The organism is Acidiferrobacterales bacterium (assembly GCA_028820695.1).
GTDB lineage: Bacteria > Pseudomonadota > Gammaproteobacteria > Arenicellales > JAJDZL01 > JAJDZL01.
In genome coordinates this window covers 50546-67413 of the sequence record JAPPIB010000056.1, presented here as the reverse complement: position 1 = coordinate 67413, position 16868 = coordinate 50546, and the positions used below count along the sequence as shown (strand labels likewise).

Here is a 16868-nt window from a genome sequence, read left to right as displayed (position 1 = left end):
GCGATAATCCGCTACGCAGAGCAACGGAATTACGCTCCAACGAAAACGCCTCATGTATGCTCTGCCTAGGCAACATGACCGGCAATCCTACGACCATACTGACTGATTCAATATTTTGCCCGCCCAGACTCTCATCTGCAAGCCTAGCAGCATGGGCTATTTTCTCAGCCGTCTCCAAGGTTATAGAAAAAGGCGTGCCAGGCGGCATGCTGACTTCGGCTTGAATATTACCGGAAGTGTTCGTTTCGCGGTCGTTAAGGACGAGGGGAACCGTATCTGTAAACAGAAGTGCGAATGCGAATGCAACGAGCACTAAACCGATTATCGGAGTCAAATACATTCGCGTAACTGACCAGGTGATGGCCGGCGCAATCACCTGATTACGAAGCATTTCAATGCGTGCGTTGACGTACTGCTGTAATCGGCTTATCGGCGGGTGACCTAATGGTCTGGATTTGGACAGATGCCCCGGGAGAATAAGAAATACCTCAATCCATGACACGAGCAGAACAAAGAACACAATATACGGAATTACCGAAGCAATCTGGTAGCGTTCAGATGTCACAAAAAGTAAAGGAACAAACGCGATTGCCGTTGTTGTACCTCCGAGCGTAATCGGCCAAAACATCGATTTCGCACCACTGATCGCTGCTTCCAGCGCGTTCTTGCCGCTTTCTCGTTCTGCGGCGATACTTTCGCCTACTACAATTGCATCATCTACAACAATGCCGATCAGTAGAAACAAGGCAAAAATTGTAGCAATATTCAAACCCAGGTCTGCGACTCCGAAAAACAGAAATGCCCCGATAAATGAAGCAGGAATACCGACCGTAATCCATATGGCATAGCGCAGATCAAACACGGCAACAAGGCAGATAAATACTAAGATAGCGCCGATAATTCCGTTTGTAACGATATTATTGAAGCGCTGGATAGAAAGGTCAGCTCTATCGTTCCAGATTATGGCTGTGATATGTGGCGGCATCGATTTATTTGCCAGCCAGGATTTAACTTGCTCGGCAATCGCTACGATGGATTGCGATTCATCGGCATTAATTCTTACAAACGCAGTTGGAACGCCATTTAATTCAGATCGTATATCGTGATCAACAAATCCATCCCTTACCGTCGCGACATCACCGAGTGTGACTATGGTGCCGTCCAAGTGTGTGACCAAGGGAATATCCTCAAACATCTCACCCGACAAGCGCTTTGAAATGGTGTGGAGAATGATGTTGCCGGTTTCGGTGCGCAGTTCGCCAAAGGAAAAATTGACAGATTCCTGTTTTATTCTCCTTTCGATTCTAGATAGTGTCAACTGATGTCGACGCAGTTGCTCTGCATTGATCTCAACTGTGATCTCGCGGTCGCGTACGCCATAAATTTCGACATGAGAGATTGATGGTTGTGCAAGAAGCTCACTTCGCATTTCTTCCACAACCTGCCGCAACTCATCTTCAGATGCGGATTCAGATGAAACCGCCAAGGTCATAACTTCGAAATTAAGGTTGATCAGTCTGATGTCAGGGGATTCTGCGCCGGCCGGTGGAAATCTTGCGATATTGTCCACTGCACTCTTCACTTCATCTAAGACGGAATTTGATTCTGCAAATGTATGCATTTCAATTCTGACTAGCCCCAATCCTTGCTCGGCAGAAGAGATGACGCGTTCGACTCCCCTTAGACCAATGACTCTTTCCTCAATGCGACGAATAATGTCCTGTTCAATTTCCTTCGATGACGAACCTGGAAACGGGACTGCTATAGTGACCTGCCTTAAATCGATCTTTGGAAAGAGTTGAACAGGAAGAAAATAGGCACTGCTGAGTCCTCCAACAAGGAGAAATACTAACAGAAGATTCGCAGCGACCCGATTGCTCGCAAAATATGAAATGGGTCCCTTGTCCAAGATGCTATCCGCCGAATTGCAGCAATTTCATGAGAGGGGCTTAATTCTGTATCTGAACTTTGAATCCTTCACTTCGTCCAGGCACAGGACCGTTAACGATGCCATCTGCGGTATCGAATGCCTCAACGACCCATCCTGATTCTGTATGGCCAACTGATACGGGCTGAACAACGCTTAAGGCGCCATCGTTCACGGTCCAAACTTTATCGTTCGATTGCACAGTGCTGTAAGGCAGGACAAAAACGTTGTCGTGTGTTGGCCCTTCAAGCTCAATTTCGGCAAACATTCCGGGTAACAAAAATGGGTCGTTTACCGCTTCTGCGGGAAGTTCAAGAAAAATCGGAACAAGGCGCGTTTCTGGCCTGACTAGTGAAGACACTCTATAAACGGTCGTTTCGAACACTTTTTCGCCAACCGTTACTTTTGCGCTTGCACCAATCAGCGGGTCTGTGTTTTCGAGCAATTCGGGTTCAACAGTTGCGCTGACCTGGATCGCTTCCCGGCGGTAGCCGACTCCGAGCACCGCTGCTTCCCTGCCTACGTATTCAGCTGGTCCTACAAGTTCCCCGACGTCAACTCCCCCTCGGGCAACTTGCAATTCATAGGGTAGAGACAATTCAGTTTGCTCCAGATTGAATTGGGCCAATTCCAATCGGGCTTGCAGGTAATCAAGATGAGCCAAATCCGCGTGTGAACCGGACGAATTAATTTCGGCGAGTTTCAATTGAGACTGTGCCTCCTGCACACGCAATTGGTATTCCACGGGGTTGACCCGAAGAAACACTTCGTTTGCAGGAATAACGCCGCCAGCAATAAAATTTTCTGATACCCAATCGACTCGGCCGCGGGCCTGTGAAACGATATGTATCCGCTCTCTGAGTGAAACGTTCCCGGAAAGTTTGATCGGTAAGGCGAAGGTTATCGCTTCGGGTTGGATTACTTCGACAACCGGTAAAGAGGTTTCGACCTGACCGACGGTTGTCGGTTCCTGCCCGGTTTGACTAGGTGCTCTGGCGAGTATTAGGGCGACAGCAATTACTGCGATTACCAAAAATAGTTGGAGGTACCCAAAAAACGGCCTGCGAGCACTTTGATTATTGGAATCAGTTGATAATCGGGCCATTGCGTGTAACTATTGATGTGGTGAATAGATGGAATAATAATCTGATATGGAGTGCTAATAAGTTTCTTGTCTTGTAATTCCTTCTCTGTCCAAACCTAAATTTACCAAGGCTATTATTGGGGATTATAAATTTGACTTGCCCATTAGGATAATTTTCTAAAATCTGCTAATCTCGCAGATTTTCCGCCTTGCCTTGATATCTCGGTTATTGATACGCGGTGTGCTCACCAACCGTCGTGCAATCCGCTCTGCTCTGTGGTGAACTTCTTCGGCCGCAGCACCGCCTCGGGCCGGTCCTGGCTTCACTGTCTGCTTCATCATCTCAGCACCGGATTGCTCAACACTCAGTGCAATCGTCCATCAACACCAGCAGCCAGCTCTTTGTCCATCAACCGCTTGCCGATAAATCCAGCTGCGATTGACTCCATCTGCTTGACCGTGTCGAGTTCCCGAACATTGTGCCGCCCGGCAAACTCACCCGCATAACGGTCAAGGTGTTTGTGACTGATCCTGTGGCACGTTCCCTTATGCGCCCGCTTGAGCATCGACCAGAAACTCTCGATGCCGTTGATATGAACCTGTCCATCAACATATTCACCACTTGAGCGCTTGACATAGCGATTGACCATGACTGATAGACTGCTTCTGAGTGAAATATTTTTTCTAATTTATCGGCTTACGTTGCAAAATTTTTCAATGGGTAAGTCATGTTTATAATCCCCCCAAACTTTCTGTGACTTCAATGAGCTGTTCGACAACAGCACAGACTCCGCGATGTGCGGACTCATCAATCAGCGTGTCGTTGTCGTCGAACGCAGCATTGGCAAGACCCAGACAATATTGCTTCGGTACCACGATCATTCCCAGACTGGATAGAATGGAACGGACACTCGCAAGAGTTCTGATGCCTCCCAGTCTGCCTGGAGACGCAGCAAGCAAGGCAACAGTTTTACCTGTAAAAGCCGCGAGTGCCGCTTGGTCAGGCACCGGCCGGGAGACCCAGTCGATGGTGTTTTTCAGAACTCCGCTGATTGCGCTGTTGTATTCCGGGCAACTTACAAGTATTCCCTCACTTTCGACCATCAGTGTGCGGATGGCCAATGCATTGTCCGGTACTCCAGATTCCCTTTCCAGATCGGAGTCGTACAAGGGCAACGGATAACTTTTCAAGTCAATCAGACGGACTTCAGCACCCTGTAGCCGGGCAAGCTGAGCCGCATGACCGACCAGTTTCTTGTTGAGGGACCGGGTTCCGGTGCTGCCGGCGAAAGCGAGGATCTTGACAGGCATATCCGTTCGTTCGTGGAGATGGTTCTATCGTAATGATATTCTATGCGGGAATGACCAGACACGATTGAATCGAACGAAAAAAGGTTCCCATGCAGGGGGTACATGGACCCTGCCTGTCACCGGGAAGGTTGAAATCGTATGGAGTTGCTGCAGTCTACAAGTGGTAACCTCGCTCATCATGCGTTGATACATCCAGTCCCTGGATTTCGGACTCCTCATCGACCCTGAGCCCTCCAGCCAACAACTCGGTAATTTTCAATACGATGAACGTGACTATCGCAGTGTAAGTCACCGTAGCAATGACACCGATGAACTGAATGAAAACCTGTGAGCCGATTGAATTGTCCATGCCCTCACCACTGAAAACTCCGAGTTCCGCGGAAGCGAAAATTCCTGTCAGTATGGTTCCGACAATCCCCGCTACGCCATGAACCGGAAATACGTCCAGTGAGTCGTCCAGTTGCAGTCGTTGCTTGACCACCTGCACAGCGTAGTACGAAATCGGGCCGGTGACCACACCGATGACCAACGCACCTGCAGGACCGACAAACCCGGATGCCGGTGTGATCGCAACCAAGCCAGCGACCATGCCGGTCGCGGCAGCTAGCGCGGTGGCATATTTTTTCATGAGGTACTCGGTGAAGACAAACGACAGGGCAGCTGCGGCGGCACAGATATGAGTGACAAGCATGGCCATCGCGGCGTCTCCGTTTGCGGCTACTGCACTGCCGCCGTTGAATCCGAACCATCCGACCCAAAGCAATCCTGCTCCGATCATGGTCAGTGTCATGTTGTGAGGGAGCATTGCCCGGTTGGGAAACCCCTTCCGATTGCCGAGGACACAGGCACTGATCAGAGCGGAAACACCTGCGGTGATGTGGACTACGTTTCCGCCCGCGAAGTCCAGTATGCCGAGAGATCCGAGCCAGCCACCGCCCCACACCCAGTGCGCGATCGGCGCGTATACGAAGATGATCCACAGAGTCGCAAAGATCACGACCGCGCCGAATTTGATCCGTTCGGCAAATCCACCGACAATCAGGGCGACAGTTATGATTGCGAAGGTGACCTGAAACAGCGCGAATGCTGACTCAGGAACGTCCCCCGTCATGCTTTGTTCAGATACGCCCGAAAAAAGAAACTTACCGAAACCACCTATGATTCCATTGCCCAGATCATCGAAAGCGAGAGAGTAACCGACAACCAGCCAAACGATACTCACAACACAGGCGATGGTGAAGCACTGCATGAGTATGGACAGTACATTTTTGCTACGCACCAGGCCGGCGTAGAACAACGACAATCCCGGCAGTGTCATCATCAGCACCAGTGCGGTAGAAGTCAATAACCAAGACGTGTTGCCCGGACTCAACCCTTCCTGTGCCTGGACCGCAGTCGGCACAGCCAGCAACACCATCAGGCAGGAAAATATCAGTCTCGGCGATTTCAACTGTCGTAACTCCTGAAACATTCAGCTATATGGCACTGGCATCCATTTCTCCGGTACGGATTCGGATAACGTTTTCCAGTTCGGACACAAATATCTTGCCGTCACCGATCTGACCGGTCAACGCAATGCGTCGGATGGTGTCTATGGCATCATCCACCTGATCGGCACTGATTGCGACTTCAATCTTGATTTTCGGAACGAAGTCGACGACATATTCAGCCCCTCGGTATAGCTCTGTGTGACCTTTTTGCCGGCCGAATCCCTTGACTTCCGAAACGGTCATTCCCTGAACGCCAATTTCGGAAAGGGCTTCGCGTATGTCGTCCAGTTTGAACGGTTTGATAATGGCGGTCACGAGTTTCATTATTGCCTCCTGCAGATAGTCTACTGATGGTTTTATCAGCAATTTTCATGCCAATAAATCCAATGGGTTTTGCATGAATTATTGCATTGTCATTCACCTTGATGGTGCATGGATGAATAAATTGGTGCGACAAGTGCCTGGTGGTGATGGATCAATTGGTGTTGAGTTGCTTGCCAGACGGGCCGCGACCGGGGCTGTCGATCTGAAAAATGGTGTTCAAATCGCAGCCAATGTAACCGTCAACTCAAAATCGATGTCAATCTGAGTCGACGTGATTTTCACCGAATCGACGGATTCATATCACCGTGAATTGCTGACGGAACAGTCTATCGTCGTCGTCGAACTGAATCCTAGGACCCGCAGACCACCGACTCCAATCGATCGGCGGAAAGTACGTGCAATCCGGTTCATCGACCGTGTCAGGTACAAATGTGATGTCCATCCGGTCACAGTGTTCCACGGCCAAGGCATAAATTTCGGCTCCGCCAATGACCCAGATTTTTTCAAAATGCGCGATTTCGATGGCCTGTGAAATCGAACTGCATGATGTTTCGTCGATACCGTTTCCACGCGTGATCACAATATTCTGTCTTTCGGGGAGCGGCTTGATCGGCAATGAATCCCATGTTTTACGACCCATTACGACCGTCGAGCCCAGTGTCATTTGTCTGAAGCGCTTGAGGTCTGCCGAATAATGCCAAGGGGTGGTACCCGCTTTGCCTATGACACGGTTCGCGTTCATTGCGACAATGATCCCGCATCTACGTGTCATTTTGAATGTCAGACCGCCACTCGGAAGTTTATTGCATCGTGAGGTCGATAGCCTTCAAGTCGGAATGTCAGGAAGATTTCGTCGAGGTCGGCATCAAGGCGAGATTCAATATCTTTCAGCGACCGGATTCCGGGGTCGATGGTCAGTTTCGGAAGCTTTCTGGGTTCACGGCCCAATTGTTCCGTGAGTCCTGGTATATGGTCATATTCACCACCCGAACCATCCGGTTTGGAGGTGTAGATGTGCGCATCAATGAGCGTGTGGGCGAAAATACCTGCCTTGATTCCTGTCAGGTGGGCGAACAGTTCCAGAATGAACGCATAGCCGGCGATGTTATAGGGGACGCCGAGCGCGACGTCCGCACTTCGTTGAGTGAGGTGAAGACACAGAATCGGCTCGCCGTCTTCGGTTGTCTGCACATTCAGCGCCCAGAACGCATGACAAGGTGGCAGATCACTGTTTTGAGCGTTGCTCGGATACCACGCGGATACGACGTGTCTTCGGCTCATCGGGTTATTTCTGATACTCTCCAATACCCATGCAATCTGATCATTGAACTGGGTACCGTTTTCGCCGGCGGATGGAAACGATCGCCAGAAGTTCCCATAGGCACTGGGAACGTGGCCATCCGCATCAGCCCAAGGGTCCCAGAACTTGCAGTTGTGCTTTCGCAGAAGACTGATGTCGGTACTTCCTGATAGGAACCACAAATTTTCGATCAGGATATTTTTCCAGGAAATCTCTTTGGTTGTCAGTAGTGGAAAACCATCCCGCAGATCGACTTCGTAGTTGTAGTTGAATGTGGAAAGCGTGTCGACTCCTGTTCGGTTTTCCTTTCTCTGACCGTGATCAAGGACGTGTTGGGTTAGATCGAGATATTGCCGCATAACCGAAAGTAGAATCGCTGGAATTTCAAACTTATCTCTCTTGTTGCCAGTGGCTCGCACTGATGACAACGCAATACATCCGCCTGCCGATCGTTGCAGTCAATTCGAAATACTGCAACTTACTGGCGAATCAAACGCCGTTATTGGAATTGTCCTGTTATTTCGGCGATGAGGGGATCACAATACCTGACGACGAATCGCGAATAACTCGGCGTTGTTTTGACTTTAGTGCAATGGATTGTCGACTCCCTGCTGTCAGGGAATTTTACCAACTCGACGGTGACGTGACAGAAGTTTGTGTACATGCTGCAGGTGTCGGATACATCCGGATCAGATTTCGCAGGTGTGGTCGCAACCGCCGGCAACAAAGAGATGTCTAGTTGCGCCAGGTTTAAAAGTTGAACTGCGGAACATGGCCTAAACTTTGTGCCATAATTCAATCAAACAAAATGAACTGCAATTGACTAAATATTATGTAGGAGAAATTCATGTACTTCGTTAAACGTCTGAGATCAATATTGGTGGCAGCGTTCGCTCTGATGTCGATTCATGGCATTGCCAATGCGGAACCCATCAAAATCGCGCTGAATGAATGGACTGGCCAGCATATTTCAGCACACTTTGCCGCGAACCTGTTTAGGGAACTGGGACACGAAGTGGAACTCATCACTGCTGGAGCAGTTCCTCAACTCGCAGCAATCGCTGAAGGCAGTCTGCATTTCCAGCCCGAAACCTGGACCAACAATGTCGGTGACATCTACCCCAAAGCGGTTGAGAGCGGCGACATTATCGTACTGGGCGGTTTGGGCATATCTCCACAGGAAGGATGGATTTATCCACCTTACATGGAAGAAAGGTGCCCGGGACTCCCTTCATATGAGGCGCTGTATGATTGCGCGAACGCCTTTGCAGCCGCAGATACGTTTCCGAATGGTCGCCTGATTACCTATCCGGCAGACTGGGGAACCCGCTCATCAGATCTGGTGAAACTGATTGAATTGCCACTTAAGCCGATTCCCGGCGGCTCAGAAGGCGCAATGGTCGCCGAGCTTAAAAGTGCGCTGGCAGCGGAACAGCCGATTCTGCTGATGTTCTGGGAACCGCACTGGGTATTCGCGGAAATTGACATGAACTGGGTGCAATGGGATACGGAACATGGTGCATGTGACGAGGGCAGCCAGCAGCGCGGGTCTGCCTGCGGATTTCAGCAGGCCACAGTCGATAAGATTATCTCCAAGTCATTCGGTGAGAAATTTCCCGCCGCACTGAAAGTTGCGGAACAGATGACACTGACCAATGCAGTGCAAAACGAGCTTATTTATGAGGTCGATCAGAACAATCGCCCGATTGAAGAGGTCATGTCTGAATGGATGGCTGCCAACGAATCCATGTGGCGCCCGTGGATTGAGGCTGCAATGTAGACGGATCAAGTTTAATTTTGCGAACAACCGGATTTGCGCAGCAACGCAAATCCGGTTGCATTTCATTCCATGAGGTACAAATATCGTGTCTTCCGATAACTCTACTACACCGAAACTGTCCTGCAGGAATCTTTGGAAACTCTATGGTCCTGACGTCGCGAACTATCTAAGCGACGAAAGCCGACTGCCGCAAAATGGTGGCGACGGCAAGGAATTGGCCCAAAGCATCCGAGACCAAGGCGGCATTGTCGCGTCAACGGATGTCAATTTCGATCTGATGCACGGAGAGATCTTTGTGATCATGGGCCTGTCCGGTTCTGGCAAGTCAACTGTTGTGCGATGTCTTTCGCGGCTGGTGGAACCGACTTCCGGGCAGATTCTGCTGGACGGGCAGGATCTGCTGAAAGCGAGTCCGAAAGAACTGATCGATTTTCGCCGCTACAAAATGGGGATGGTCTTCCAGAGTTTTGGTCTTCTGCCTCATCTGAATGTACGGGAAAATATTGGCTTCCCGCTCAAGCTTCAGGGTATGGCCATGCAGGAGCGTATGACACGGGTCGAACGCGTGATTGCCCTGGTCGGTCTTGAAGGTCGGGAAGAAAGCTACCCCAGTCAGCTGTCAGGTGGACAGCAACAGCGGGTTGGCATCGCGAGATCCTTGGCCGTTGAGCCGGAAGTATGGTTTCTGGATGAGCCATTCAGTGCGCTGGACCCGCTCATTCGCAGGCAAATGCAGGACGAGTTCCTGCGACTGCAGCAGGAACTGCACAAGTCTATTGTTTTCATCACACATGATTTTCTTGAAGCCCTGCGTGTTGCAGATCGTATGGCAATCATGAAAGATGGTGCGGTGGTTCAGGTTGGCCGACCCGTTGACCTGATCCTGAATCCAGCGGACTCGTATGTCCGCGAGTTCACCAATGATGTGCCATGGGAAATGATTCTGACAGCCGGTGACATTGCGTCCGACAGCCCTCCACCGGAAGGACTGAAGGAAGTGAGTGCAGATACCAAGGTCTCCGACTTGCTGCCGGAACTCGTAAAGAATAAGTCTGGGGTGGCTGTCCGCTCCAATGACAATGCTCTTTTCCACATGACCGGGCATGATGTCATCGCCGCACTGGCGAGCGGCATGTCGACTGCAACAGCAAAGATTTGACCCGTGAACGGCAACACAAAGCAGTCTCTCTACGTTTGGTCTGGCGCGGTGATTTTCACCGCGATTTGTGTGGTGTTGGGCGACAGTCTGGGTGTACTGTATAGATATCCGGAGAGTTTGGTCTTACCGTTGACTGAACCGATGAACAACGCCATGCGCTGGTTTGTTCTGGCTTTTGGCTGGTTCTTCAAGGCAATCGCCTGGGTATTCGATTGGCCGATACTGTTCGCGAAGACTGTCCTGAATGCTATTCCTTGGGCTGCCGCGCTGATATTGGCAACCTATGCAGCCTATCAGGCAAAAGGATTCGGACTGGCAGTATTCTGCGCGGGGAGCATCCTGTACATGGTGACTTTCGGTTTTTGGGAACAGTCAATGAACTCGTTTTCGCTCGTTGTCATTTCCATCCCGCTTGCAGTTGCAGTGGGATTTGCCCTCGGCACGTGGGGGTTCATGTCAGAACGAGCCTTCCGGGTCATCATGCCGGTACTCGATCTGATGCAAACTGTTCCCGCTTTTGCCTATCTGCTGCCAATTCTGTTACTTTTCGGATTCGGAACAACGGTAGGACTCGTCGCTTCCGTGCTGTTTGCTTTTCCGCCGATGGTGCGCAACACCATCGTAGGCTTGCGCGGTGTGCCCGCAACCATTATCGACTCAGGCTTGATGAGTGGTGCAACACCGTCACAATTGTTTTGGCGCGTTCGAGTACCGACAGCGAGCCGCCAGTTGCTTTTGGGAGTCAATCAAGCCACCATGGCTTCATTGTCAATGGTCATCATCGCCTCAATTATCGGGGGCACGAACGACATTGGCTGGGAAGTTCTGTCAACCATACGCAAAGCTCTGTTTGGCGAAAGCATCCTGGCCGGCATTGTGATTGCCCTGATGGCGATGATTCTTGACCGAATTACATCGGGCTTCGCAATGCACAGCGCGGCTGTTGACCCGCTTGAGCGAAAAAGGAGACGGCTTGGCTGGCTGATTTGTGCCGGTTTCGCATTGCTGATTGGGATTGTGGCACAGTTCATCTCGATATTGGCGGTATGGCCGAAACAACTGATCATCAATCCGGCTCCGGCGATGAACGCCAGTCTGGAATGGCTGTTTGTTGAATTCCGCGTCTTTCTGGAAGGGATCAAGCAAACAGCTTTCTTCTATCTGATGCTGCCGATCAAGATCGGACTGAAACAGGCGATCAGTCCGTTTTCATGGGGTTTTGCGATGACACCTTTGGTGACAGGGATCTATGTTGCACTGGCGATCGTTCCTGTGGCAGTGCTGGCGTTCAAAGCCCGCTATCTGCAGGCTATCTGGGTTGCGCTGATTGCACTTTTGCTCTACAGCGGTTTGACGGGAACAGCCTGGACCGCCTTGAGTCTGATCATCATCGCGATTGGCTGGCAGGCGGGCGGCAGAAGTCTTGCAATCTGGATCGTGGCAGGATTGGCGTTTATTCTGCTCACAGGTATATGGGCTCCTGCGGTTGTTTCTCTCTACCTGTGTGGTGTGGCTGTTCTCATTGCGTTCATTCTGGGCGGTGTGATAGGAATCTGGGCATCGGAGAACGAAAAGGTTTCTGTTGTCGTACGTCCTGTAATCGACACCTTGCAGACCATGCCGCTGTTCGTCATTCTGATCCCGTTTGTAATGGTTTTCAAGATCGGCGAGTTCACGGCACTTTTATCAATCGTGATCTTTGCCATCGTCCCGGCTATTCGCTACACGGAACATGGACTGCGCAATCTGTCCAAAGACGTGATCGATGCGGCGACAACAGTCGGATGCACACGCTTGCAATTGCTGTTCCAGGTGAAACTACCGCTTGCGGTGCCTTCAATAATGCTGGGATTGAATCAGACAATTATGTTCGCCATTTCAATGTTGGTGATTACCGCACTGGTCGGAACTGATGATCTTGGACAGCAGATTTACATCGGACTGGGTGACGGCGATTTTGCAGTTGGAATGACTGCGGGCATCGGCATGGCAATCATTGCAATGATCGCGGACCGAATTACACAGAGTGTCAGTCGGAAAATGCAAAGTAAGCTGGGTATTCGCCTGGAAGGAGTCGTGTAAGCAGCACGTTAAGAAGGCGTAGCCTTCGGTGGCGACAATTTCCTGCGTTGAATCTGCACAGGCTGCCGCTGACTGCACTCGAGTCTGTCTTCACTCAGGCATTGCGGAACTTTGTGCGGTTCGGATTGCTTATGCTGAAAGACTTTGGTGATGCGTCACTGCGAACTGTTCAGACTCGGAGCAAATTGAGGTCATATCAACGGGGGCAAAAAAACGTGGCAAAGAAATCCCCGCGGTATCGCGGCGGCAAGAGTCAGCCGCTGGCATTTGACTTTTTGAAATATTCCTCAAAAACCTTGCGCGTCAGTGCAGAAGGCTTGATGCGCCATTTGTCCTTGTTGACGACGACTGCGGCTACGGCAATCTGCTTGGTTCCCGAGTCCGCGTAACCGACGAACCACTCAGTTCGTCCCTGAGGATTGTTACCTGTCAGGGAACCGGTTTTGCCGCCAACATCCAGGTCGGCATACTCGCCTTTGAAAAATCCTCGGAATCGTTTTCGTGCAGAACCTTTTGCGACAGTATCGCGCATCAGCACCCGCATATCCTGCGCGGTCGACACATCCAATATCTGCTTGGAGTTTTTTTCAGAGGTGTATAGCGGCGGACCGTCAGGGTAGTGAGCAGACTTGATCAGCCGCGGTTCGACTGCTACGCCATCGTTGACAATCGTTGCCACCATCATTGCTGCATGCAAAGGGCTCATCGTGATCGAATTCGTGTAACCTGACGCTGCCTCGGCGACTTGCCACTCATCACTGGGGTCGATCTTTACCTGACTCTTATCAATAACCAGGTCAAGCGGAAGCATGTGATCGAATCCAAAGGTCCTGGAGTAATCAATCAATGCGTCGCCGCCCACTTCAAATACTCCCATTCGCCCGAACACAGTATTGATCGATCGTCCAAAAGCGCTCGTCAGCGTGACAGTCCTGGTCCATTTGTTCTTCTTATGTCTCAACACATTTTTTTTATACAGGGAAGTATCTTTCCCGTTGAACTGATAGAGAGTGTCCGGAGTAGAGATGTTCTGATCGAGAACTGCCGTTGCGGTAACAATCTTGAACAGGGATGCGGCAGGGAAACCGGAGTGAACAGTCAGATTGCCGACGGGCTCTCCGTCCCTGACGAAGCTGTTTAATGCGAGAATCTTCCCGGTTTCGGGATCAATGGCGACTACGGCCGCAAAATCTGGCTTGTAGTGTGTGAGAATATCATCGATGTGCTGCTTGAATTGCGGATCCAGATGGTACTCCACGGATGCTTCAACCATGAATTGGTCAGACCTCAGCTGGACCACCTCGGGATATTCATTTTCACGAACGAACGGCGTGATTGAATTAGCGACGTGGTGGGTATCCAGGTTCCATATGCTGGTTAACTTGATACTGCCGGTCTCAGCGGATTCTGGCGGATATAGCAGAACGCCGACGAATAGAGTAGCCATCACACAGCATTTGAGCACCAAACCCAGATAGCCAACCGAAGAGCCAACCGAAGAATGTCCCCGTCTTTTGGCGAATCGATTTTCTTCAAATTGATAATGACGCCGGGGAGGTGGCTTGACTTTTCTGTAGCCGATAACTATCGAATTACGGAATGTGGAACTCGTTCTCATCAGATGGTCGGACACCGAAATTATGGCGGACAGATGATTTTCTTCCCATTATTTTAGTTTTTTCGGTTCAGGGTTTTCAACAGTGAATACAGCATATCCATCAGCAAGATGCGCCAAAACTGTCGAATTGTCCGATGACTTATCCGAAAACTTGGTATTTTTTCCGTATTCGAGCACATCTGCAATCCGGTGGGTTTGCGACCGATTGATGAATCTCATTGGCCGACCTGTTCCCGCATAAGCTCGGGCGAAGTTCCAGACCGTCTTGCTGCGCCAAGTGGCGTCAATTACAAAATCGTTGTCACATGGCGCCGGATGCCAGGTAGCCTGGGCGGGATTTTGTTCTCGTGCGGCCCATTCGGACGGGACTTGACATAGCAGTGATGTCAACGCCTCAATTGCCGTGCCAACAAGAGCATCCTCAATTTCATTGATGCTGCAACCATCCGGATAGGTGAGCTTTCTCGCCATCAGGATATTCCCGCCATCAATTTCCGAGGTGACCTGATGTAACGTCACGCCAGTGTCAGTCTCGCCGTTGCGCAACTGCCAGAAAATCGGATTTAACCCCTTGTACCGAGGTAACAGGGACGGGTGGATATTGATACAGCCCGCGGTCGGGATGCGGGTGGTCGTGTCAGGTAGAATTTTCGGATAGCAGGCGAGTACGAAAAAATCCGAGGAATGCTCCGACAGAATCCCCTCGAGACTGTGCTGCTGCATACTGTAAGTGACGGGTATCCCATACTCTTCACTCAGTTCAACTATGCCGGGGGTGCCCGACTGGAACAGAACCGGCAAACTGTCACTGGGCGGAGCATCGCCCGGGCCATATGCGGACATCACCAGCCGCTGCGGGCAAAAGTCATTTTCAATCAGGCACTTCAGGGCACAATGGGTAAAGTTGCTGAAGCTGCCAAACAAAGTTATTTCGGGATGCGAATCTGACATTGCGCAGACGGTTGTGGATTTGGGAGAGTTTCAGTTCAGAAATGGCACCCGCATGCCTGTGTTCACCGCAGGACGTTCCGACAGCATGTCAAACCATCGTTTGACGTTGGGATAGGTTCGAAGATCAATATTCTGCCATTCAAATCGCGCAGCCCACGGATAGATGGCCATGTCTGCGATCGAATAGTCGTCGACCACATAATTGCGGGACGCAAGACGGGAGTCAAGCACCCGGTAAAGCTTGTCTGCGATGTTGTCAAATCGCTTGATGGCATAGGGTACTTTGGTTTTCGAAAACTTTCGAAAATGGTGCAGTTGTCCGAGTACGGGACCGACATTGCCCATCTGCCACATGACCCATTGCAGGATTTCCAACTCACTGGCTGGGTCTGATCCGCCAAACCTTCCAAATTTTCGTGCGAGGTAGATCAGGATGGCACCCGATTCAAAGATCGAGGTCGATTGACCATGCATTCCCTCAGGGTCGACAATACAGGGAATCTTGCTGCTTGGACTGATCGCGGTAAAGCTTTCACTGAATTGTTCGCCCTCGAGGATGTTGACCGACTGAACATCGTAGCTCGCCCCCATCTCTTCCAATGCGATCGAGATCTTTCTGCCGTTCGGTGTGCCCCACGTGTACAGTTGTATGTTTGAACTCATTTTTTTACCAGTAATTTTCTAGGATAGTTGGCAAGAAGTTCCGGACCGCTCTGTTTGATGATGATGCTTTCGGTAATTTCAAATCCCCAGTCATCTGACCACAGCGCCGTCATGAAGTGAAAGGTCATGTTCTCCTCAAGGACTGTTCTGTCTCCCAGACGAAGACTGACCGTACGCTCGCCCCAGTCCGGCGGGTAGCTCAGCCCGATCGGATAACCTGAGCGGCCATCCTTGGTAATTCCGTACCTGTTCAGTGCGCGATTGAATGCGATGATGATATCTTCCGCGAGATTTCCGGCACGTGCCATTTCGAGTCCGGCTTCCATTCCCTCCAGAACTGCTTTTTCCACGTTTAGAAACTTAAGCGGCGGTTCTCCGAGATAAATCGTGCGGCATAGCGGGCAGTGGTAGCGACGATGACACCCGGCAATCTCAAAAAACGAACCTTCATCGGAATTGAACGGAAGATCATTCCACGTAAGATGGGCTGTTGAGGTGTCAACTCCGGACGGTACCATGGGGACGATTGCTGGATAATCCCCACCGTGTCCGTCCGTGCCTGCAATCGCGGTGCGATAGATTTCCGCGACCAGATCATTTTTCCGCATTCCCGGCTCAATTTTCTCGAAAATCATCTCGTGCATGGTTTCAACGATGCGTCCAGCCCTTTTCATGTAAATGAGCTCCTGCTCAGATTTGACTGTACGTTGCCAGTTCACCAATAAGTTGGCATCAATGAAAGTCGCATTCGGAAGTCCCTTCTCCAACGACTGGTGAGTTGCCGCGGAGAAGTAGTAATTGTCCATCTCAACCCCGATCCTCAATGCTCCCCAACCCCGATCAGTGATCTTCTGCGACAGCAGATCCATCGCATGACGTTCGGGTGTCATGACGTAATCGTCCGTATAGAACCAAATGTCATGTTCCGGCATGAACACGGTACGAAGCGCGCCTTTTGCATCCATCGCCCGACCAAACCAGATCGGTCCGTCGGACAGAGTCAGAAGCACGCACTGCGGCGTGTAAAACGACCATCCATCGTAACCCGTGAGCCATGCCATGTTGGATGGATCGACTGTAATCATCAACTCGACACCAGACGACTCCATGGCCTGTCGTGTCTTACTAATTCGATCCTCATATTCGGAAATCTGGAAGTTGAGCGGTACATCTGGCATC

At 50.7% G+C, this 16868-nt stretch carries 16 protein-coding genes; 4 read left to right on the top strand and 12 right to left on the bottom strand.

Annotation, left to right across the window (positions count from 1 at the left end; translation table 11 throughout):
• The 6 genes from OXI60_11895 to glnK form a co-directional block, all read right to left on the bottom strand.
• Positions 1 to 1909: efflux RND transporter permease subunit (locus OXI60_11895; GenBank protein MDE0310513.1), on the bottom strand; the 1909-nt coding region annotated here is incomplete at its 3' end.
• Positions 1910 to 1949: 40 nt separating this feature from the next.
• A complete protein-coding gene (locus OXI60_11890; GenBank protein ID MDE0310512.1) occupies positions 1950 to 2672 on the bottom strand; it encodes a hypothetical protein in 723 nt (240 codons plus the stop codon).
• 704 nt (positions 2673 to 3376) lie between these two features.
• Complete coding sequence (locus tag OXI60_11885; GenBank protein MDE0310511.1) at positions 3377 to 3661, bottom strand: transposase; 285 nt, start codon at positions 3659 to 3661, stop codon at positions 3377 to 3379.
• An 82-nt stretch (positions 3662 to 3743) separates the two neighbouring features.
• Complete coding sequence (locus OXI60_11880; protein MDE0310510.1) at positions 3744 to 4322, bottom strand: NAD(P)H-dependent oxidoreductase; 579 nt, start codon at positions 4320 to 4322, stop codon at positions 3744 to 3746.
• 154 nt (positions 4323 to 4476) lie between these two features.
• Positions 4477 to 5772, bottom strand: coding sequence for an ammonium transporter (locus tag OXI60_11875; protein ID MDE0310509.1), 1296 nt, complete (start codon positions 5770 to 5772; stop codon positions 4477 to 4479).
• Positions 5773 to 5797: 25 nt separating this feature from the next.
• A complete protein-coding gene (gene glnK, locus OXI60_11870; protein MDE0310508.1) occupies positions 5798 to 6136 on the bottom strand; it encodes a P-II family nitrogen regulator in 339 nt (112 codons plus the stop codon).
• A gap of 73 nt (positions 6137 to 6209) precedes the next feature.
• Here glnK and OXI60_11865 point away from each other — a divergent pair, with 73 nt between their 5' ends.
• Positions 6210 to 6401, top strand: a complete 192-nt coding sequence (locus tag OXI60_11865; GenBank protein MDE0310507.1) for a hypothetical protein — start codon at positions 6210 to 6212, stop codon at positions 6399 to 6401.
• A gap of 30 nt (positions 6402 to 6431) precedes the next feature.
• Here the strand turns inward: OXI60_11865 and OXI60_11860 are convergent, their stop codons facing one another.
• Together OXI60_11860 and thyA are read right to left on the bottom strand one after the other, a co-directional pair.
• Positions 6432 to 6878 carry a dihydrofolate reductase gene (locus tag OXI60_11860; protein ID MDE0310506.1) on the bottom strand — a complete coding sequence of 149 codons (447 nt, stop codon included), beginning with the start codon at positions 6876 to 6878 and terminating at the stop codon, positions 6432 to 6434.
• 38 nt (positions 6879 to 6916) lie between these two features.
• Positions 6917 to 7795: a thymidylate synthase gene (thyA, locus tag OXI60_11855; protein MDE0310505.1), complete on the bottom strand. Its 879-nt coding sequence runs from the start codon at positions 7793 to 7795 to the stop codon at positions 6917 to 6919.
• Between the two features lie 488 nt (positions 7796 to 8283).
• Here thyA and OXI60_11850 point away from each other — a divergent pair, with 488 nt between their 5' ends.
• From OXI60_11850 to OXI60_11840, 3 genes are all read left to right on the top strand, one after another.
• Positions 8284 to 9216: an ABC transporter substrate-binding protein gene (locus OXI60_11850; protein MDE0310504.1), complete on the top strand. Its 933-nt coding sequence runs from the start codon at positions 8284 to 8286 to the stop codon at positions 9214 to 9216.
• Positions 9217 to 9301: 85 nt separating this feature from the next.
• Positions 9302 to 10375, top strand: coding sequence for a betaine/proline/choline family ABC transporter ATP-binding protein (locus OXI60_11845; GenBank protein MDE0310503.1), 1074 nt, complete (start codon positions 9302 to 9304; stop codon positions 10373 to 10375).
• 3 nt (positions 10376 to 10378) lie between these two features.
• On the top strand, positions 10379 to 12457 hold the full coding sequence (locus OXI60_11840; protein ID MDE0310502.1) for an ABC transporter permease subunit: 2079 nt from the start codon (positions 10379 to 10381) through the stop codon (positions 12455 to 12457).
• A gap of 253 nt (positions 12458 to 12710) precedes the next feature.
• Here the strand turns inward: OXI60_11840 and OXI60_11835 are convergent, their stop codons facing one another.
• The 4 genes from OXI60_11835 to doeA form a co-directional block, all read right to left on the bottom strand.
• On the bottom strand, positions 12711 to 13904 hold the full coding sequence (locus OXI60_11835; GenBank protein ID MDE0310501.1) for a penicillin-binding transpeptidase domain-containing protein: 1194 nt from the start codon (positions 13902 to 13904) through the stop codon (positions 12711 to 12713).
• Between the two features lie 219 nt (positions 13905 to 14123).
• Positions 14124 to 14918, bottom strand: a complete 795-nt coding sequence (locus OXI60_11830; protein MDE0310500.1) for a formyltransferase family protein — start codon at positions 14916 to 14918, stop codon at positions 14124 to 14126.
• A gap of 138 nt (positions 14919 to 15056) precedes the next feature.
• A complete protein-coding gene (locus OXI60_11825) occupies positions 15057 to 15689 on the bottom strand; it encodes a glutathione S-transferase N-terminal domain-containing protein (GenBank protein ID MDE0310499.1) in 633 nt (210 codons plus the stop codon).
• Complete coding sequence (gene doeA, locus OXI60_11820; GenBank protein MDE0310498.1) at positions 15686 to 16867, bottom strand: ectoine hydrolase DoeA; 1182 nt, start codon at positions 16865 to 16867, stop codon at positions 15686 to 15688. The genes OXI60_11825 and doeA overlap by 4 nt, the downstream gene beginning before the upstream one ends.
• Between the last annotated feature and the right edge of the window lies 1 nt (position 16868).